Origin of the sequence: Luteibacter anthropi (genome assembly GCF_011759365.1) — a bacterium.
GTDB lineage: Bacteria > Pseudomonadota > Gammaproteobacteria > Xanthomonadales > Rhodanobacteraceae > Luteibacter > Luteibacter anthropi.
On record NZ_JAARLZ010000003.1, the window covers coordinates 1 to 17532 of the forward strand.

General features: G+C 65.9%; 17 protein-coding genes. 5 read left to right on the top strand and 12 right to left on the bottom strand.

What is annotated here, in order from left to right:
- Positions 1-671: 671 nt before the first annotated feature.
- The gene (locus tag HBF25_RS05400) at positions 672-962 is read left to right on the top strand and encodes a hypothetical protein (protein ID WP_166946003.1); all 291 of its coding nucleotides are present in this window, start codon (positions 672-674) and stop codon (positions 960-962) included.
- Positions 959-1249 (top strand): hypothetical protein, encoded by a 291-nt coding sequence (locus HBF25_RS05405; protein WP_166946945.1) that lies wholly within the window; start codon positions 959-961, stop codon positions 1247-1249. Before HBF25_RS05400 ends, HBF25_RS05405 begins: the two co-directional genes overlap by 4 nt.
- 633 nt (positions 1250-1882) lie before the next feature.
- Here the strand turns inward: HBF25_RS05405 and HBF25_RS05410 are convergent.
- The 3 genes from HBF25_RS05410 to HBF25_RS05420 all read right to left on the bottom strand — a co-directional run bounded on the left by HBF25_RS05410 (position 1883) and on the right by HBF25_RS05420 (position 3584).
- Positions 1883-2041, bottom strand: coding sequence for a 30S ribosomal protein THX (locus HBF25_RS05410; RefSeq protein WP_166946946.1), 159 nt, complete (start codon positions 2039-2041; stop codon positions 1883-1885).
- A gap of 78 nt (positions 2042-2119) precedes the next feature.
- On the bottom strand, positions 2120-3100 hold the full coding sequence (locus HBF25_RS05415) for a cation diffusion facilitator family transporter (RefSeq protein WP_166946947.1): 981 nt from the start codon (positions 3098-3100) through the stop codon (positions 2120-2122).
- A gap of 37 nt (positions 3101-3137) precedes the next feature.
- Positions 3138-3584 (bottom strand): MerC domain-containing protein, encoded by a 447-nt coding sequence (locus HBF25_RS05420; RefSeq protein ID WP_166946948.1) that lies wholly within the window; start codon positions 3582-3584, stop codon positions 3138-3140.
- A gap of 88 nt (positions 3585-3672) precedes the next feature.
- Between HBF25_RS05420 and HBF25_RS05425 the strand changes: the two genes are divergently transcribed.
- Positions 3673-5688, top strand: coding sequence for a TonB-dependent receptor domain-containing protein (locus HBF25_RS05425; protein WP_166946949.1), 2016 nt, complete (start codon positions 3673-3675; stop codon positions 5686-5688).
- A gap of 266 nt (positions 5689-5954) precedes the next feature.
- On the opposite strand, the gene HBF25_RS05430 is transcribed toward HBF25_RS05425, so the two are convergent.
- The 3 genes from HBF25_RS05430 to gltX all read right to left on the bottom strand — a co-directional run bounded on the left by HBF25_RS05430 (position 5955) and on the right by gltX (position 8248).
- Entirely contained in the window at positions 5955-6425 is a 471-nt protein-coding gene (locus tag HBF25_RS05430) for a transcriptional repressor (protein WP_250877588.1), read from the bottom strand.
- Between the two features lie 40 nt (positions 6426-6465).
- Positions 6466-6747: a hypothetical protein gene (locus HBF25_RS05435; protein ID WP_166946950.1), complete on the bottom strand. Its 282-nt coding sequence runs from the start codon at positions 6745-6747 to the stop codon at positions 6466-6468.
- Positions 6748-6844: 97 nt separating this feature from the next.
- Positions 6845-8248, bottom strand: a complete 1404-nt coding sequence (gene gltX / locus HBF25_RS05440) for a glutamate--tRNA ligase (RefSeq protein ID WP_166946951.1) — start codon at positions 8246-8248, stop codon at positions 6845-6847.
- 236 nt (positions 8249-8484) lie between these two features.
- On the opposite strand from gltX, the gene HBF25_RS05445 reads away from it, so the two are divergent.
- Together HBF25_RS05445 and HBF25_RS05450 are read left to right on the top strand one after the other, a co-directional pair.
- Positions 8485-9642: a glycosyltransferase family 4 protein gene (locus HBF25_RS05445; RefSeq protein WP_166946952.1), complete on the top strand. Its 1158-nt coding sequence runs from the start codon at positions 8485-8487 to the stop codon at positions 9640-9642.
- Positions 9617-10150 carry a phosphatase PAP2 family protein gene (locus tag HBF25_RS05450; protein WP_166946953.1) on the top strand — a complete coding sequence of 178 codons (534 nt, stop codon included), beginning with the start codon at positions 9617-9619 and terminating at the stop codon, positions 10148-10150. The genes HBF25_RS05445 and HBF25_RS05450 overlap by 26 nt, the downstream gene beginning before the upstream one ends.
- On the opposite strand, the gene HBF25_RS05455 is transcribed toward HBF25_RS05450, so the two are convergent.
- The 6 genes from HBF25_RS05455 to trpB form a co-directional block, all read right to left on the bottom strand.
- The gene (locus HBF25_RS05455; RefSeq protein ID WP_208392442.1) at positions 10066-13005 is read right to left on the bottom strand and encodes a type 2 lanthipeptide synthetase LanM family protein; all 2940 of its coding nucleotides are present in this window, start codon (positions 13003-13005) and stop codon (positions 10066-10068) included. The two genes, HBF25_RS05450 and HBF25_RS05455, sit on opposite strands and share 85 nt — an antisense overlap.
- 22 nt (positions 13006-13027) lie before the next feature.
- The gene (locus HBF25_RS05460) at positions 13028-13234 is read right to left on the bottom strand and encodes a DUF6229 family protein (protein WP_166946955.1); all 207 of its coding nucleotides are present in this window, start codon (positions 13232-13234) and stop codon (positions 13028-13030) included.
- 297 nt (positions 13235-13531) lie between these two features.
- Positions 13532-13744 (bottom strand): DUF6229 family protein, encoded by a 213-nt coding sequence (locus HBF25_RS05465; RefSeq protein ID WP_166946956.1) that lies wholly within the window; start codon positions 13742-13744, stop codon positions 13532-13534.
- A gap of 864 nt (positions 13745-14608) precedes the next feature.
- A complete protein-coding gene (accD, locus tag HBF25_RS05470) occupies positions 14609-15481 on the bottom strand; it encodes an acetyl-CoA carboxylase, carboxyltransferase subunit beta (RefSeq protein WP_166946957.1) in 873 nt (290 codons plus the stop codon).
- Positions 15482-15519: 38 nt separating this feature from the next.
- Positions 15520-16320 carry a tryptophan synthase subunit alpha gene (gene trpA, locus HBF25_RS05475; protein ID WP_166946958.1) on the bottom strand — a complete coding sequence of 267 codons (801 nt, stop codon included), beginning with the start codon at positions 16318-16320 and terminating at the stop codon, positions 15520-15522.
- Complete coding sequence (gene trpB / locus HBF25_RS05480; RefSeq protein ID WP_166946959.1) at positions 16320-17531, bottom strand: tryptophan synthase subunit beta; 1212 nt, start codon at positions 17529-17531, stop codon at positions 16320-16322. Before trpB ends, trpA begins: the two co-directional genes overlap by 1 nt.
- Position 17532 lies beyond the last annotated feature (1 nt).

Below are 17532 nucleotides of genomic sequence, written 5' to 3' on the forward strand. Positions count from 1 at the left end.
GTGTAGGAGCGCGCCTGCGCGCGACCGGTTGTCGCGAACATCTTCATCGTTTCGATGCATCCGGTCGCGCGCAAGGCGCGCTCCTACAGGGATTGTGTGGCGCTGGATGGATATCGAAACGATCGGTGCCAAAGCCGATGCAATGTCATCGTGTTTGCTGGCAAACCGAGGCGCTGGGTTCCTGCGTGCGCAGGAACGACGAGCGTGTGGTGGCGATTTTTCAGAATCCTTCCATATCCAAACGCGTGCGCAATTTGGTACGGTGTGCGCGTTGTCTGCTCGTTCGTTGACGGCTCGGCAGACAACCATCGCTCGACGTATCGAGAAAGACGCGAGCCAGAGGTGTATCGAGCACCCCTGACCCGCTGACCAGAACCAACCGAATAGGAGTTGATCATGGCTGTGCCAAATCTTAAGGCATTCTCACACCCACCGTCTGTCCCGGACGGTCCAGGGACGTCCTAAACGCTCGTCAGGACGCGGCTAACGCCCGCGTTCGTCCTGATTCCTCACCATTTCTGGCTCTGCCGTCCTACCCGGCGCGTAGCGCCCTGCCTATGAGAAAACCGGACAAAACGCGGGAATCGTGAGATCTCGTCGCCCGAGTCGATGAGGGGCACGGCCCTTGGCGTGCCCCGCTCGGAAGCGGCGTACCAGGGAAAAACCAAACCATGAGTGATCCGAAAGACGAAGGCGTCCTCGGCGAGGGGAGCTTTGGCCTGAATGTCGAGGCCAGCATGGATACGTTGATGAATGACGCGACCGCGTGGCAGGCGTATGCCGAGGCGATGCAGTCGGTGCTGACCGAATACATGGCCGAAACCGAATTGCCGAATCAACGCTGTGTGGCCCGGGCGATGTCGGGTGTCAACGTGCTCTATCGCATGGGCCTGCAATGCACCAGGCAGGCGAACGTGCGGCGCATGTGGGATGAGGTGCGTGCGCTGGGAGGGGCGAAATGATCGTGGGGCTGTGGGAAGTGGGTGTCGCGCTGGTGTTGCTGGTGGTGAACCTGCTTATCTACATGAGCAGTTATGGCCAGAGGTGTTCGCTGGCGACGGGGGCGCGGATGTTTTCGGTGTTGTCGTTTGTGGCGTTTATCGCCGGGTCGTTTGCCGTGGGGGATATGGCGGCGCACGGGTGTTTGCTGCCGCGGGAGGTATGGCCGGGGATGGTGTTTGAAGCGGCGAGTGCGGGATTGGTGGGCGCGTCGCTGGGGGCGGTCTGGCTTTGGGGGATGTCGCGGTAGCGATGCGCCTGACGACACCGTATCCCTGTAGGAGCGCGCCTTGCGCGCGACCGGTGGTATCGAAACGATGATGGTGTTCGCGACAATCGGTCGCGCGCAGGCGCGCTCCTACAACAAGTCGCGATCACGTTGGGGAGAGGCGGCGGGGGCGGCCCTTGGCGCGACTTGATGGAGGTGAGGGGAGCGGGCGGAAAAGGCCCGAAGGGGGCCGGCCAGGATGGCCGGCCTTTTTCGCCGAGGCAGGAGCCGAGTCGAAAAACCCCGCCCGCTCCCCGGGCCCGAAGGGGCGAAGCCATAAGACACTGAGCCGCGCAGCGGCTCCTCCTTTCCCGAGGGACACCGCAGGCCGGAGCGCCAAGGGCCGCCCCCGTCGCCTCTGCTTCGCCACGTATGAGCGCCGATGCGAGGCCGAAAGGCGAGCCCCAGCTACGGAGCGGAAACCCACAAAGGCCGACGTTTCTACGGAGCACACGCATCGCCGATGCGAGCGGCTACCACTCCTTCGCTGGGGCGCTTGGTTTTGCTACGGAGCGCACCGTTTCAAATGGTCGCGCGCAGGCGCGCTCCTACAGGAGTCCCGCAAACAAAAAGCCCCGCTTGCGCAGGGGCTTTTCGTCTCACGCGAAGAAGGCCTCAGGCCTTCTTGCGCGGGGCAGCCTTCTTGGTGGCAGCCTTGGCCGAAGCCGGCTTGGCCACAGCGGCGCCGGTCACGACGTCGACGTGCGGACGGGCGTTGCCATAGCTGGAACGGTAGATCTTGCCGCGACGGGTGCGACGATCGCCCTTGCCCATGGGGAAACTCCTTGATGCGTAATGATGGAGGAAACGGCCGGTCATCGTATCAGCGGCCACGTAAAGCGCAAGACCCGTTCAATGAACGTGGGAGCCGCCCTTGCCGCAGCCCTCCAGCTCGTCCGGGCAGTGACCCGGGTCGAACTGGATGGTGGCGTGGCCCACGCGCCAGCGTTCGCTGAGCATGGTCTTCAGGGCCCGCAGCACGCGGGCCGGATCGGCGTCGGGGCGCAGTTCGGCGTGCAAAGTCGCCATGCGCGAGCCCGCCGTGACCTGCCAGACATGCACATGGTGGATGCTGGTGATGTCCGGATCGGCCTGGGCCAGTTCGCGCTCGATCTCCGCGAGATTGAGACCCTCGGGCGTGCCTTCGAGCAGGATATGGCCTGAACGACGCACCAGCGACCATGCGCTGCGCAGGATCAGCAGCGATACCAGGATCGACAGCACCGGGTCGGCCCAGAGCCAGCCCATCCAGCGCACCGCCAGGGCAGCCAGCACGGCGGCGACCGAACCCAGCAGGTCGCCCAGCACATGCAGGCTGGCACCGGCCACGTTCACGTCTTCCGGGTCGTGCCCGTGCAGCAGGCGAAGCACAAAGACATTGGCCAGCAGGCCGATCAGGGCAACGATGAACATCACTCCCGACAGGATCGGCTGCGGTGCAAACAGGCGCTGCACGGCCTCGAAAACGATGAAGGCCACCAGGCCGAACTGCGTGAGTGAATTGACGAAGCCCGCCAGCACCTCGATGCGGCCGTAGCCATAGGTACGCCGCGAATCCGCCGGTCGCGCGGCAAAACGCGCGCCGAGAAATGCCAGCAGCAGGGCCAGGGCGTCGACCAGCATGTGGCCTGCGTCGGCAAGCAACGCCAGCGAACCGGAAACGAAGCCGCCGGCCGCCTCTACCACCAGCATCAGCGTGGTGAGGACGAAGGCGATGAGCAGCTTGCGTTCGCTGGTGCCGGCGAGGTGGTCATGATCGTGGTCATGACCCTGCCCGTGATCGTGCGCGCCGTGCGAGTGGCCGGCGTGCGAGTGGTCGTGGTGGTGTGCCATGGGTAGAAGGCTAGGCAATCGGCCGCCGGTTACACAATCACGGGTGGACGCAGGACGGCCCGTGGATGTGTCCGGCGTGACCGCTGCGGTCGACGCGCAGGTTCACGAAATGCGCCGAAGCGACAAGCAGGCCGCCGCAGGTGACCAGCACGCTGTGCAGCAGCGGCGTGTTGCCATGCAGGAAGGTGACGCCCAGCAGAAGCAGCACCAGGCCCGGCGTGGCCAGCAACAACGGCAGGCGGCGACGGTGGCGGCGATACCCGGAAATGAGCGCCATGGAGGCCAGCACGCTGGCAAAGGCGACGAAACCCGCTTCGAAGCGGTGGTCTGCCAGGAACGACAGCCCCAGCACCGGCAGCAGCGCGATCACGAACGGCAACACGGCACAGTGGATGGCGCAAAGAAAGGACGCCGTGGCGCCCAGCCTGTCGGCGGCGTGCCACCAGCGGCGAGGGACTTCGGGATCGACAGGGGACTGGCTCATGACATGCATAGCGTGACTAGTTGCACAGGTATAGGCAAGTGATGCTACTTTATAACATTGCAAACCTGAATGTGGAGCGACACCCCCGATGCGCAGAACCTTCTTCGCCCTGACCCTCGCCGCGACGTTCGGACCGGCCCTGCCGGCCATGGCCGACGACGCGCTCCAGGACGCCACGGCGCCGACCGGCACTGCGAAGGAAAGCCAGGGCAAGTCACGCAAGCACGCCGACAAGCTCGACGGCATCGTCGTCAACGCCGTGCCCCTGGGCCAGAGCGCCGACCAGATCGTGGCCCCCGTGGCCGTCCTCGCCGGCTCGGCCCTGGACGATGCCAAGGGCGTCTCCCTGGGCGAAACCGTATCCTCGATTCCCGGCGTGCAGACCTCCGCGCTGGGTACCGCCGTAGGGCGGCCGATCATCCGTGGCCTCGATGGCCCGCGCGTGGCCGTGCTGGAAAACGGCCTGTCCTCGCAGGACGTCTCCAACGTAAGCCAGGACCACGCGGTCACCCTTGAGCCATTTCTCGCCGACCAGATCGAAGTGCTGAAGGGCCCGGCCACCCTGCTCTACGGTTCGGGCGCCATTGGCGGCGTGGTGAACGTCGTGGATGGTCGCGTGCCGGAAAAGGCCCCGGAAAACGGCTTCACCGGCCGTGCCGAAGTGCGCCATGACTCCGTATCAGACGGCAAGACCGGCCTGTTCCGCATGGACGCCGGCAACGACCAGTTCGCCCTGCACGTCGATGGCATGCATCGCGACAACGGTGATTACGACATTCCCGGCGGCACGTTGCAGAACAGCGCCGTGAAGACCACCTCCGGATCGGTCGGCGCATCGGTGCTGGGCTCGTGGGGCTACCTGGGCCTGTCGATCTCGCGCTTCATGGATCTCTACGGCAGCCCCGCCGAACCGGGCAACCCGGAAGAAGGCGAAGACCCGGTCCACATCAAGATGGCGCAGACCAATTACAACCTGAAGGGCGGCCTCGTTAAGCCCTTCGAAGGCATCAGCAAGATCGAGTTCAACCTCGGCCACGGCGCCTACCAGCACGTGGAGTACGAAGGCAGCACCCCGGGCACCACGTTCTCCACGGACAGCAACCAGGGTCGCCTGGTCGTCACCCACGAACCCATCGCCGGCTGGGAAGGCGCCTTCGGCGTGCAGACCCAGCACCGCAAGTTCTCCGCCGTGGGCGAGGAAACCTTCGTGCCCGCCACCACCACCAAGGGCGTGGGCGTGTTCCTCACCGAGCAGCGCGAGTTCGGCCCGGTGAAGGTGGACCTGGGCCTGCGTCGCGACAAGCAGAGTGTGGACCCGGACAACGGACCGAAGCGCAACTACAACCCCAACAGCCTCTCTGCCGGCGTGGCCTGGCGCTTTGCCGAGCAGTGGCATGTGTCGCTGAACCTCGATCACGCCGAGCGCGCGCCGTCGGAAGAAGAGCTGTTCGCCAATGGCCCGCACGAGGCATCGAACACGTTCGAGATCGGCAGCGACCTGCAGAAGGAAAAGTCGAACCAGGCGGAGCTGGGCCTGCACTTCCACGGCGACGTGGTCGAGGGCAAGGTGGCCGTGTACTACAACAAGTACAAGAACTTCATCTATCTGGCCGACACCGGCGAAGTGGAAGACAACCTGCCCGTGCGCGTGTGGTCGCAGAACGATGCGACCTTCCGTGGCGCCGAGGCGGAAGCGACGTTCCACCTCGCCAAGGGCCCCTCGGGCCACTGGGACCTGCGCGTGTTCGGCGACACCGTGCGCGCCACGCTGTCGGACGGCGCGGGCAACGTGCCGCGCATTCCGGCCGGTCGTGTGGGCTCGACGCTGAGCTGGAGTGCCGACAGCCTGCGCGCCAGCCTGGGTGCCGTGCGCTACATGAAGCAGGACAAGATCGCCGCCTTCGAAACCGACACCGCCGGCTACACGCTGGTGAATGCCCACTTTGCCTGGACCTTCGTCAACGAAGAACGCAGCCAGTGGGAGGCCTTCGTCGACGGCAACAACCTCACCAACAAGACGGCCCGTCCCGCCACGTCGCTGTTCAAGGATGTGGCGCCGCTACCGGGCCGCAACGTGTCCGTAGGCGTACGCGCCTACTTCTGAGTTCCCGGTCGGCCTACCCTCCTCCCTCCCTGGGTCGGCCGGAACACCAAGCGGGGCGTCGCGCAATGCGACGCCCCGCGCCTTTTTCGTGTATCCGGAGTGGTCGCCAGTACGGTCGCGCGCAGGCGCGCTCCTACACCAGCGGCCCGATCCCGGCTCTCCGTTACCCTGTAGGAGCGCGCCTGCGCGCGACCGTATTTGCGACGCAATGCAAGTTGCAGGTTGCCCCGTAGGAACACGCCTTGCGCGCGACCGCACAGGCAACATCAACGACAGTTCTTGCAGATCCCGTGTACTTCCAACGTCTGCGCCAGGGGACGGAAACCGAACGCCTTCGCCTGCGCCTCGATCAGATCGGCCACGCGCTCGTCGCACACTTCCTGCGCGCACTGGCACTTGTCGCAGATGAGGAACGGCACCTGGTGCTGCTCGGCCGGGTGATGGCACGAGACAAAGGAGTTGATCGACTCCAGCTTGTGGATGAAGCCGTGCTCCAGCAGGAAATCGAGCGCGCGATACACCGTGGGTGGCGCCGCATTGCCGTGCTTCTCGCGCAGCTTGTCGAGCAGGTCGTAAGCCTTTACCGGCTTGCCGGCACTGGCCACCAGCTCGAGCACCTCGCGGCGGAGCGGCGTGAGCCGAAGGCCCCGCTCTTCGGAGGCCTTTTCGACGGCGGCGATGAAATCACGCGGGTCGTCGTGATGGTGCGTATGGCGGCGGGCTGCGGAAGTAGTCACATCGATATCCTCGTGTGCGCCATCCTAACATGAGGGCACATCAGCGTTTTTTCGAGCCCGGCAAGGGCGGCGGCGACACGGGGCGGCGCGGCAGGAAAGGCACGGCCCAGCCGAAAGGCCCCAGCACCAGCGAGGCGAGCACCGTAGCCGCGAAGCGGCCTTTCCACCAGCCAAGCAGGGCGCCCACCACGATGAACACCACCTGCCAGAGGATCAGCTGCCCCCATGGCACCAGGGCCATGAGGTTCAGGAAGATCTTCACGGAGGCGCCGGGGTCGTCGGGGTCGACGCCCTGGAGGGCTCTGGCGAGAAGGTCATTCATCAGCGAATCCCTGTAGGAGCGCGCCTTGCGCGCGACCGGCCCGGAGCCATGAACTACCCGCTACGAACCGGTCGCGCGCAAGGCGCGCTCCTACAAATCAGGATTTGGCCCTGGACAGGGCGTCGTCGATGCGGCCCAGCGCGCCTTCGCGGCCGGCCAGGTAGATCGTGTGCTCGATGGACGGCGACACCTGGGTACCGGTCATCGCCACGCGCAGCGGCGCGGCAACCTTGCCCATGCCCAGTTCCAGCGCAGCGGCCACCCGTTCGACAGCGCCATGCACGGCTTCCGGTGTCCACTCCGGCAGCGCGGCCAGTTCGGCCTTCGCCTTCTCCAGCGCGGCCGGTGCGGATTCGGTGCGAAGGTGCTTCTCGATAGCCTTGTCGTCCCACTCGACGATCGGGCCGTACCAGATCTTCGCGCGCTCGGCCATGTCCACAAAGGTCTGCACGCGGTCACGCAACGCCACCACGACGTCGGCAGGGTTCGGGCCGGATGCCGGGTCGATGCCGATCTTCTGCAGGTGCCAGGCCAGCTCGGTACCGAGCGTCGCCGGGTCGTCGGTCTTGAGGTAGTGCTGATTGAGCCAGGACAGCTTGGTCACGTCGAAGCGCGAGGCCGCCTTGTTCACGTCGGACACGTCGAAGAGCGTCTTCATGTCGTCGACCGAGAAGATTTCCTGGTCGCCATGCGACCAGCCCAGGCGCACCAGGTAGTTCAGCAGCGCATGCGGCAGGAAGCCGTCGTCGCGGTACTGCATCACGCTGACCGCGCCATGGCGCTTGGACAGCTTCTGCCCATCCGGGCCCAGGATCATCGGCAGGTGCGCGAACTCCGGCACCGCGGCGCCCAGCGCCTTGTAGATGTTGATCTGGCGCGGGGTGTTGTTCACGTGGTCATCGCCACGGATCACCTCGGTGATGCCCATGTCGATGTCGTCGACCACCACCGCGAAGTTGTAGGTGGGAAAGCCATCCGAACGGAAGATCACGAGGTCGTCGAGCTCTTCGTTCGACCACTCGATACGCCCCTTCACCTTGTCGTCGAACACGACGCTGCCCGAGGTGGGGTTCTTGAAGCGGATGACCCGGTTCGGATCGTCGCGGTACGGCTCGTTGCGATCACGGTAATAGCCGTTGTAGCGCGGCTTCACGCCGTCGGCCATCGCCTTGTTGCGCATGGCCTCGATCTCGTCCTTGGTCTCGTAGGCGTAGTAGGCCTTGCCCTCGCGCAGCAGCTGGTCGGCCACTTCGCGGTAACGGTCCATGCGCAGGGTCTGGTAGTACGGGCCCTCGTCATGGGCCAGGCCCAGCCAGCTCATGCCATCGAGAATCGCCTGCACGGCCTCGTCGGTGGAGCGCTCGCGATCCGTGTCCTCGATGCGCAGGATGAATTCGCCACCGCGGCGGCGGGCCTCCAGCCAGCAATACAGCGCCGTGCGGGCACCGCCGATGTGGAGGTAGCCGGTGGGACTGGGGGCAAAACGGGTGCGGACGGTCATCGTGGGTCATCGATCTCGGACAAGAGAACGATTTTACCGTGTAGGAGCGCGCTTTGCGCGCGACCGGTCCGGAACAGGGAAGTCAGGGTCTCACCGGTCGCGCGCGAGGAGCGCTCCTACACGGCTTGCCTGGCCGTTTTCGGGGATGCCTGTCATATGGCGGTCATGCCCTGATAACGGCGCGGACACGCCCCGGCGCGACCATGGCTCAAGCCAGGGCCAGAAGGGTCACCGCCATGCGAGTCGGCATCGTCACCGAGACCTATGCACCGGACGTCAACGGGGTCTCCCTCACCGTCCAGTCGCTGGCCCGCGGACTCATCCGCAAGGGTCACGACGTCGACCTCATCCGCCCCGTCCACCCGAACACGCCGCCCCTCTCCGAGGCAGGCATGGACGTTCTTGCCGTCGAGGGTGCCGCCGTCCCCCGCTATGCGGGACTGCGCTTCGGCTTCCCTTCCCGGTTCCGCATCGAGCGCCGCTGGCGCGCCGAACGCCCGGATGCGATCTATGTGGCCACGGAAGGCCCCCTGGGCTGGAGTGCCGTCAGTGCGGCGCGCCGCCTCGGCATCCCGGTCGCCACCGGTTTTCATACGCGCTTCGACTTCTACGTGGGTCATTACGGTTTCGGGGCGCTCACGCCGCTGGTTCGCCGCTATCTAGCCCGCTTCCATCGCCGCGCCCAGGTCACCCTGGTGCCCACGGGGCAACTCGCCGGCGAGCTCAACGACCTCGGCGTGCATAACGTGCGCGTGCTGCGTCGCGCGGTGGACACGCTGCGCTTCCAGCCCGGTCGTCGCGATGACGACCTGCGCCTCTCATGGGGCGCCGACGCCGCCACGCCGGTTGTGCTGAGCGTGGGCCGCGTGGCGCCCGAGAAGAACCTGCACGTCGTGATCGAGGCCTATCGCGCCCTCGCCCGCCGCGTACCAAACGCACGCTGTGTGATCGTGGGCGATGGCCCCGAGCGCGCGGCACTGGAAGCCGCGAACCCGGACATCCTCTTCGCCGGCACTCGTCGCGGCGACGAACTGGCCGCCTGGTACGCCAGCGCCGATCTCTTCGTCTTCCCCAGCCTCACCGAGACCTTCGGCAACGTGGTGCTGGAAGCCATGGCCTCCGGTGTGCCCGTGGTGGCTTACGCCGAAGCGGCTGCTAAGGAATTCATCCGTAACGGCCAGAACGGCATCCGCGTGGCACCGGGCAACGAAGCCGGCCTGATCGAACGCGCCGCCGCCCTGGGCGCCGACATCACCGCCCGCCAGACCATGGGCCATGCTGCACGTGCATCGGTGGCAGGCCTCTCGCCTGACTCCGTCATCACCGAATTCGAATCCATCATGCAGTCACTGGCCGGGGAGAACGTCCATGAACGTACCGCCGTCGCGGCGTAACCTCGATTCGCGCATGTGCGTGGCTGCCAACCGCTGGGGCGCGCGCCGCGCCATCGGCGTGTTCTTCGGCATCGTCAGCCGGCTCGGCGACGGTGTGTTCTGGTATGCGCTGATGACCGTCATCGCGCTGGTCGGCGGCTGGCACGGCGTGGCCGTGGCCGCGCAGATGGCTGTCACCGGCCTGACCGCGCTCATGCTCTACCGCGTGCTCAAGCGCTGGACCAAGCGCCCACGACCGTTCCGCGCCTGCCCGGGCGTGATCGCCCATGTGCCGCCGCTGGACGAATTCAGTTTTCCGTCCGGCCACACACTCCAGGCCGTGTCCTTCACCGTGGTCGCCGTGGCGCATTACCCGGTGCTGGCTCCTTTCCTGATCGGCTTTGCCGCGCTGATCGGCGCCTCGCGCGTGGTGCTCGGCCTGCACTACCCCAGCGATGTCGCCGCGGCGACCGTCATCGGCGGGACGCTGGGCACGCTGTCGCTGTGGGTAGAACGCATCCTGCTCTGAGCCTGCCAGTGATCCGTGGGCAACAACACCGACGGCAAGGTGCAGCGGGGGTCCATGCGCAGCAATTGGTAGGCGATGCCGCCGACACCGGCCATCAGCCCGGGTGACAATGCCTCGCCCAGCATGCCGCAATAGGGACCATGCGTTTCCAGGCTCCCCATGATCGCGGCCTCAAGCGACTCGCGCGTCATGTCCTGCGGCGCCCAGCCCTGTTTCAACGCGTGATCGAGCAACTCCCACGTACCCAGGTCACCGTGGCAAAGACCGTGATGATTGGCACCCATGCCCTTGTGCCATAGCGTGTGCGCTGCGCGCTGCAAGGTCTTTCGTTGCTGATGGTTGCCGGAGAAGCCCAGGTCCACCCGGGCCAGCGCGATACCTGCCGCCCCGTGACACCAGGCCACCGAAAACTTGTCCACGCCGACGCCACGCATGTCGCGCCAGTTGCCTTCGGCTTCATCGAACAAGGCATCCTCGAAGGCAAAGGCCGCCTGCGCCATCGCCAGATGCCGAGGGTTGCCGTTGGCCACCGCCAGCTTGTGCAACGCCCAGCCGATGCCGGTCACGCCGTGGCCAAATCCGCCGAGGCCGTCGGCCCAGCGCTCGTGCGGCCAGCACGCCTTGCCATCGAGCACCCTTGCGCGATCACAGAGGCGATTGCCGATGGTTCCCGCCATATCGAGGTAGGTAACCTCGCCACTGGAGCGGTAAAGCCTCAACAAAGGCACGATCCCGCCCGCTGAACCGGTAAGCAGATCATCGATGTCATCCGCTTCGACCGCTTCCGTCATCAGCGTGGCCAGCTCGCGCGCACGCTCGACGCCCTCGCCCTTCGTGACACCGAGCTCATCGAGCGAAAGCCATGTCCACATCTGCGAGCCGAGCCCGATATAGCCGCCCGGTGGCGTTGGTCGCGGACGCGCAACACGCGTCCGGCGCACGAACAGCTCTGCCTGCGTCATGCGCATCGCATGCACCACGGCATCGCGCAACGCCGCCACACCATCGACTGCATCCGCCCGCCCGGCTTCCATCTCGACGGTATAACCCGTTGTCAGCAAGGCAAGCCCCGAAAGGCCGCCGTAAAGATCCTGCGCCAACGGTTGCACGCTGCGCCCGTTAGGCCCCAGCACCGACGCAATCCATGCGGCACTGCCGTCATTTGCCCGTATCGCGCGCGATGCCAGTGATCGCATCACGGAAGCGGCGAGCGAGCGACGACGGACATCCAGGTCGTCCCGCCGTGGCTCGACCACGCGCAGCGACCGCTCCGTCGCCACCCAGCCATCGCCTGCATAGGCGCTCGCAAGCGCACCGTGAATCACCCGGCGCTCCAGTTCCAGATCCGCTGCACGCCAGTGCGCAAGCGCCTCGTCGGCAAGCTGCCGCGGTGCAAGCCAGTGCGTACCACGGGGGCCATCCAGGCGTCCGTGCGAAACCAACGTGGAAAAATAAGGGATGTCGCCATCGAGCAGATCGGCGATCTCGGCGGCGATGACGACATCGTCATCCGGAGACAGCGCACGGATCTCCCCCGACTTGCGCAACAGGGATGCCGCATGCGCGCTGGCCGTATCGGCATCGTGCAACGAGACCGGATGCCAGAGCATGCGGGCCAGCTCGGCATACGTTTCCGTGGCACGCAGCACCACTCGCACCAGGCAGCGATCAAACGCGCGCAAACGGGACGCCAGTTCGTTACGGGCGTCCAGCTCGCGCAGCGTTGCCGTCAGAGCATCGAAACCGGCAAGCACATCGGGCCAGTAGCGCGAAAGCTCCGGCTGCTCGCCAGGATGATTGCGCGCACCCTCCACCTCGACCGACACCGTACCCAAACGGGCACGATCCGTACCGCCATCCACCATCGCCGACACGAGAAGTTTCGGCTGCTCGCCGGGCAAAGCACCGATACCCGAGGTATCCACGCCACGCCAGCCAAGGCCGCCCCCGCGACCGGGCAACATGCCCATCGCCAGCACGGTGCCGTCGATCATCGCCACCGCGCGGTCATGGGCCTCACCCATGCCCGAAGGCTTCGCCTCGACACGGGGCGTAAACAGGGTTTCGCAATCGATAACGAACGGACAGGGTCCGTGCGCAATGAGATTCTCGGCGTGCAGGTCGGTGCCGCCCAGCAGGCGCATCAAGGCCAGCCATTCGCCGGTGCCGCGATAGAACGAGCGCAGTTCGTCCGTGCCTGCGGCATACACGTGCTCTACAAATGCCGTCCAGCCGTAACCGTCGCGCTCAAGTGCATCCGGCACGCGCATCGACGTCGGCACGCCGAGCTGGTCGATAAAGAGCTGCAACTCGACATCGATGGCCACCGAGCGCGGCTTGTACACCACGCGCCCCTGTTCGCAACGAAGCAAGGCCACCGTCTGGCCGCCTGCGTGGCTGTCGCCTGCGCCAAGCTCCAGTCCGGTGAGTTCGCCAAGCGGGTTACCCGCCAGCTCCCGCAAAGCCATCCGATCGGCCGCAAAGCGTTCGGCCAGCTCCAGCCCACGTGCAAAGCGTGCGTCCACCACCGTGCGTATGCGACCGGCCATGGTGGGGTAATGCTCGTCCAGACCACGCCAGTAGGCCGGCGCCGAGGACAACGCAATGAATTCATGCCAGCGCGCCACGCTGTCCGGGGCCAGAAGCAGGCCGTCTTCGGCTGCGGCATGCAGCTCCAGCAGGAGCACACGGCAGAGTTTTCCATGCAGGCTGGCCACCGCGGTGTCGTGCACGCTGCGATGGATAACACCTCGCTCGCTGGCCGACAGCCCCTGCACCGCTTCGAGCCGGGCTGCCAGGTGAGCCGACGCATCGGCCACCAGGCAGCCCAGCGATTCGCTGAAATCAGCATCCATGCCGGATGTCATACGGTGCCGATCAGGCGCACTGCGTGATCTTGGTGGTCTTGATCGAGCCCGTACACATCGCGCAATCGGTCACCGCGATCTCGGTACCACCGACGATATCCGCCTCGGCAAACGCGTTGGCGAACAGATCGCCTGCCGGGTTGCCGTTACCGGCCTGCTTGCGCCACTCGGCGGCGCGGCTGACCGACTTCGACGAAAAGCCCATTTCATTGCTCATCCGGACACTCCCTTATGCACAGTTTCGTTAATGGAAAAACTGAACTTCCGTGGTGGTGCTGACAGAACGGCATGGCGACGGGTCACTTGCGATGTATCGACCATCGTCCCGACAACCCTCCCGATTCATTTCACGTCTGCGGAAGGTTCACAAGAGGACGCGGCATGTCCTCAACGGAAGCATGTCGTTTCGAAGGAAACTTTTTGCAGGCACCAGCGATGGTTACGTGGTTACGCACATATAGCGAAAAGTTATATGCGTAATCGGCAAGTGCCGCCTCACGCCATTAGATGACGATCATGCACCGCACTGGATGTGACGCGTGCGCGCGTCGATGGAACCGGTACACATCACACAATCGGTCACGACGATATCCGTACCGCCGACGATATCCGCCTCGGCAAACTCGTTCGCGAACAAAGCACCTGCCGGGCTGTCGGCACAGGCATTCGAACGCCAGAACGCGGCACGACGGGCAGGCTGCGAGGCACGCATGGATTCAACGATCATCTGGACACTCCCCTTGCACAGTTTCATGGATGAAAGGACTGCGCCGGCAGAGCGGACGTCGCATACGTTGAAAGGGCCACCCCTACCCGGCCGGCGGATTGTCGGGAAGAAGCACACACGGATGTGCCCCGATTCGGCACCCCCGCCACCCTGTAGGAGCGCGCCTAGCGCGCGACCGGTGGAGCGGGAACGGTGATGGGTTGCGCCACGAATGGTCGCGCGCAGGCGCGCTCCTACAACGGCGTGCATCGTCCGGCCTCGCGGCACCGTAGACCTGTAGGAGCGCGCCTCGCGCGCGACCGGTGGAGCGGGAGCCGTGATGGTTGCGCCACGAACGGTCGCGCGCAGGCGCGCTCCTACAACGGCGTGCATCGTCCGGCCTCGCGGCACCGTAAACCTGTAGGAGCGCGCCTTGCGCGCGACCGGTGGAGCGAGAGCCGTGTTGGTTGCGCCATGAATGGTCGCGCGCAGGCGCGCTCCTACAACGGCGTGCATCGTCCGGCCTCGCGGCACCGTAAACCTGTAGGAGCGCGCCTTGCGCGCGACCGGTGGAGCGAGAGCCGTGTTGGTTGCGCCACGAACGGTCGCGCGCAGGCGCGCTCCTACAACGGCGTGCATCGTCCGGCCTCGCGGCACCGTAAACGTGTAGGAGCGCGCCTTGCGCGCGACCGGTGGAGCGGGGGCCGTGATGGTTGCGCCATGAACGGTCGCGCGCAGGCGCGCTCCTACAACACGCCGCGATTACGTTTCCCGAGGGACACCGCAGGCCGGAGCGCCAAGGGCCGCCCCGCCGCCTCTAAGCGAGCACGCAGCAGGCGCCGAGCGCGAGGCCGGAAGGCGAGCCCACCCTTACAGAGCGAACCCTCAAGCCGCGACGCGCGGCGCCTTCTGCATGATGCCGAGCATGTCGCCCAGCTTCTCGCGCATCTCACGACGATCCACGATGACGTCGACCGCGCCGTGATCCACCAGGAATTCCGAACGCTGGAAACCTTCCGGCAACGTCTCGCGCACCGTCTGCTCGATCACGCGCGGGCCGGCGAAACCGATCAGCGCCTTCGGCTCGGCCACGTTGATATCGCCCAGCATGCCCAGGCTGGCAGACACGCCACCCGTGGTCGGATGCGTAAGCACCGAGATATACGGAATACCCGCGTCGCGCATGCGAGCCAGGGCGGCCGAGGTCTTCGCCATCTGCATCAGCGAGAACAGGCCTTCCTGCATGCGCGCGCCGCCCGTGGCGGCAAAACACACCAGCGCCGACTTCTCGGCCAGAGCCTTCTCGGCCGCACGGGCGAACTTCTCGCCCACCACCGAACCCATCGAACCGCCAATGAAGGAATACTCGAACGCGACCGCCACCAGCGGGCGCTCCAGCAGCGTGCCGGACATCGCGACCAGCGCGTCCTTCTCGCCCGTGGACTTCTGCGCCGCGGCGAGGCGGTCCTTGTACTTCTTCTGGTCGCGGAACTTCAGCGCATCCACGGCTTCCAGCTTCGGCCACAGCTCGGTGGTGCTGCCCGTGTCGAAGAACGCGCCCAGGCGCGCACGCGCCGAGATCGCATGATGATGGCCGCACTTGGGGCAGACCATGAGCGACTTTTCCAGCTCCGGCTTGTACAGCACGGTGCCGCAGCCGCCGCACTTCTCCCAGACGCCTTCGGGCACCTTGCCCTTGCCGCCCGCCGCGCCCGGAGCGCGGGACTTGGGCGTCATGATCTTTTGCAGCCAGTTCATCGTGTCTCTCCGAATATCTGTACCAACCCGCCCACCGCTCAGCGCGCGTCGAGCGCAGCGCGGATGGGGACGAGAAATTCCCGAGCCCTGCCGACGGCGTCTTCTGCCGAGGTCGCGCCATCGAGACGCTGGACCAGGGCACTGCCGATCACCACGGCATCGGCGAATTCGCCAATGGCTTTCGCCGACGCGGCATCACGAACGCCGAAGCCGACCGCCACCGGTGCTTTCGACCGGGCGCGAATACCCGCCACCCGCTCGGCGATATCCCCGGTGCTGAGCTGGGCGGCACCGGTGATGCCGTTGAACGACACATAGTACAGGAAGCCGGCAGCCGCCTCGCAGAGGCGGCCCAGGCGACGCTCCGCCGTGGTGGGCGAGGCCAGCAGGATCTGGTCGAGACCGGCATCCTTGAGCGGCTGGAGTACGTGCGATTCCTCCAGCGGGCAATCCACCATCAGGACGCCATCCACACCGGCTTCGACCGCATCTTCGGCGAACGTCGCGTAACCGTACATCTCGACCGGATTGAGGTAACCCATCAGCACGATGGGTGTCTCGTTGTCCGTCTCACGAAATGCCGCGATCCAGGCCAGGACATTGGCCAGGCCCACGCCCCTGGCGATGGCTCGTTCGGACGCATGCTGGATCACCGGGCCATCGGCCATCGGGTCCGAGAACGGCACGCCCAGTTCGATCAGGTCCACGCCGCTGGCCACCAGGCCGTGCAGCAGGGACACCACGTGCTCCGGCGACGGGTCGCCGGCGGTGACGAAGGTGACCAGGCCGGTGCGACCGGCCGACTTCAGTGCCGCGAAACGGCGTTCGATGCGGCTCATCAGAGTTCGATTCCTTCGCGGGCGGCAATGGTGTGAACGTCCTTGTCGCCACGACCGGACAGGTTCGCGAGGACGATGCCGTCCTTCGGCAGCTCGCGGGCCAGCTTGATCGCCTGCGCGATGGCATGGCTGGATTCCAGCGCCGGAAGAATGCCTTCGGTGCGCGCCAGCAGATGGAACGCTTCAAGCGCCTCGTCGTCGGTGATGCCGACGTACTCGGCACGGCCGGCGTCCTTCAGGAAGGCATGCTCCGGGCCCACGCCCGGGTAATCCAGGCCGGCCGACACCGAGTGCGTCTCGATGATCTGGCCGTTGGCGTCCGAGAGCACATAGGTGCGATTGCCGTGCAGTACGCCCGGACGGCCGGCTGCGAGCGAGGCCGCATGACGACCGGTCTCGATGCCGTCACCCGCCGCCTCGGCCCCGACGATGCGCACGTCGCGATCGTTGAGGAAGGCGTGGAACAGGCCGATGGCGTTGGAACCACCGCCGACGCAGGCCGTGATGACATCCGGCAGGCGACCGAACTGCTCCAGCACCTGGGCGCGGGCCTCGCGACCCACGATGGCGTTGAAGTCGCGCACCATCTGCGGATACGGATGCGGACCGGCAACGGTGCCGATGATGTAGAAGGTGTCCGCGACATTCGTGACCCAGTCGCGCATCGCCTCGTTCAGGGCGTCCTTCAGCGTCTTCGAGCCCGAGGTCACCGGCACCACCTCGGCGCCGAGCAGGCGCATGCGGTAGACGTTGATCTTCTGCCGCTCGATATCGGTGGCGCCCATGTAGACGACGCACTTCAGGCCCAGGCGCGCGGCCACGGTGGCACTGGCGACGCCATGCTGGCCGGCGCCGGTCTCGGCGATGATGCGGGGCTTGCCCATGTACCGGGCCACGAGTGCCTGGCCCACGGTGTTGTTGATCTTGTGCGCACCCGTGTGGTTCAGGTCTTCGCGCTTGAGCACGATGCGCGCGCCGCCGACGTGCTGCGACAGTCGCTCGGCGTGATACACCGGGCTGGGACGACCCACGTAGTGCTTGAGGTCACGATCGAGTTCGGCGATGAAGGCCGGATCGTTACGCAGCTTTTCGTACGCGGCGGTGAGTTCGGCGAGCGGCTCCATGAGCGTCTCGGCCACATAGATGCCGCCGAAGTCGCCGAAGCGCCCGTGGGCGTCGGGATAGGCGTGGAAATCCGCGATCTCGGTCATT

What these genes read in the sequence shown, in the direction of transcription:
- HBF25_RS05415 (WP_166946947.1), bottom strand. Translation starts at nt 3,100, where the DNA reads ATGGCACACCACCACGACCACTCGCACGCCGGCCACTCGCACGGCGCG.
- HBF25_RS05460 (WP_166946955.1), bottom strand. Translation starts at nt 13,234, where the DNA reads ATGAGCAATGAAATGGGCTTTTCGTCGAAGTCGGTCAGCCGCGCCGCC.
- HBF25_RS05445 (WP_166946952.1), top strand. Translation starts at nt 8,485, where the DNA reads ATGCGAGTCGGCATCGTCACCGAGACCTATGCACCGGACGTCAACGGG.
- HBF25_RS05405 (WP_166946945.1), top strand. Translation starts at nt 959, where the DNA reads ATGATCGTGGGGCTGTGGGAAGTGGGTGTCGCGCTGGTGTTGCTGGTG.
- HBF25_RS05425 (WP_166946949.1), top strand. Translation starts at nt 3,673, where the DNA reads ATGCGCAGAACCTTCTTCGCCCTGACCCTCGCCGCGACGTTCGGACCG.
- gltX (WP_166946951.1), bottom strand. Translation starts at nt 8,248, where the DNA reads ATGACCGTCCGCACCCGTTTTGCCCCCAGTCCCACCGGCTACCTCCAC.
- accD (WP_166946957.1), bottom strand. Translation starts at nt 15,481, where the DNA reads ATGAACTGGCTGCAAAAGATCATGACGCCCAAGTCCCGCGCTCCGGGC.
- trpB (WP_166946959.1), bottom strand. Translation starts at nt 17,531, where the DNA reads ATGACCGAGATCGCGGATTTCCACGCCTATCCCGACGCCCACGGGCGC.
- HBF25_RS05420 (WP_166946948.1), bottom strand. Translation starts at nt 3,584, where the DNA reads ATGAGCCAGTCCCCTGTCGATCCCGAAGTCCCTCGCCGCTGGTGGCAC.
- HBF25_RS05465 (WP_166946956.1), bottom strand. Translation starts at nt 13,744, where the DNA reads ATGATCGTTGAATCCATGCGTGCCTCGCAGCCTGCCCGTCGTGCCGCG.
- trpA (WP_166946958.1), bottom strand. Translation starts at nt 16,320, where the DNA reads ATGAGCCGCATCGAACGCCGTTTCGCGGCACTGAAGTCGGCCGGTCGC.
- HBF25_RS05450 (WP_166946953.1), top strand. Translation starts at nt 9,617, where the DNA reads ATGAACGTACCGCCGTCGCGGCGTAACCTCGATTCGCGCATGTGCGTG.
- HBF25_RS05435 (WP_166946950.1), bottom strand. Translation starts at nt 6,747, where the DNA reads ATGAATGACCTTCTCGCCAGAGCCCTCCAGGGCGTCGACCCCGACGAC.
- HBF25_RS05410 (WP_166946946.1), bottom strand. Translation starts at nt 2,041, where the DNA reads ATGGGCAAGGGCGATCGTCGCACCCGTCGCGGCAAGATCTACCGTTCC.
- HBF25_RS05455 (WP_208392442.1), bottom strand. Translation starts at nt 13,005, where the DNA reads ATGGATGCTGATTTCAGCGAATCGCTGGGCTGCCTGGTGGCCGATGCG.
- HBF25_RS05400 (WP_166946003.1), top strand. Translation starts at nt 672, where the DNA reads ATGAGTGATCCGAAAGACGAAGGCGTCCTCGGCGAGGGGAGCTTTGGC.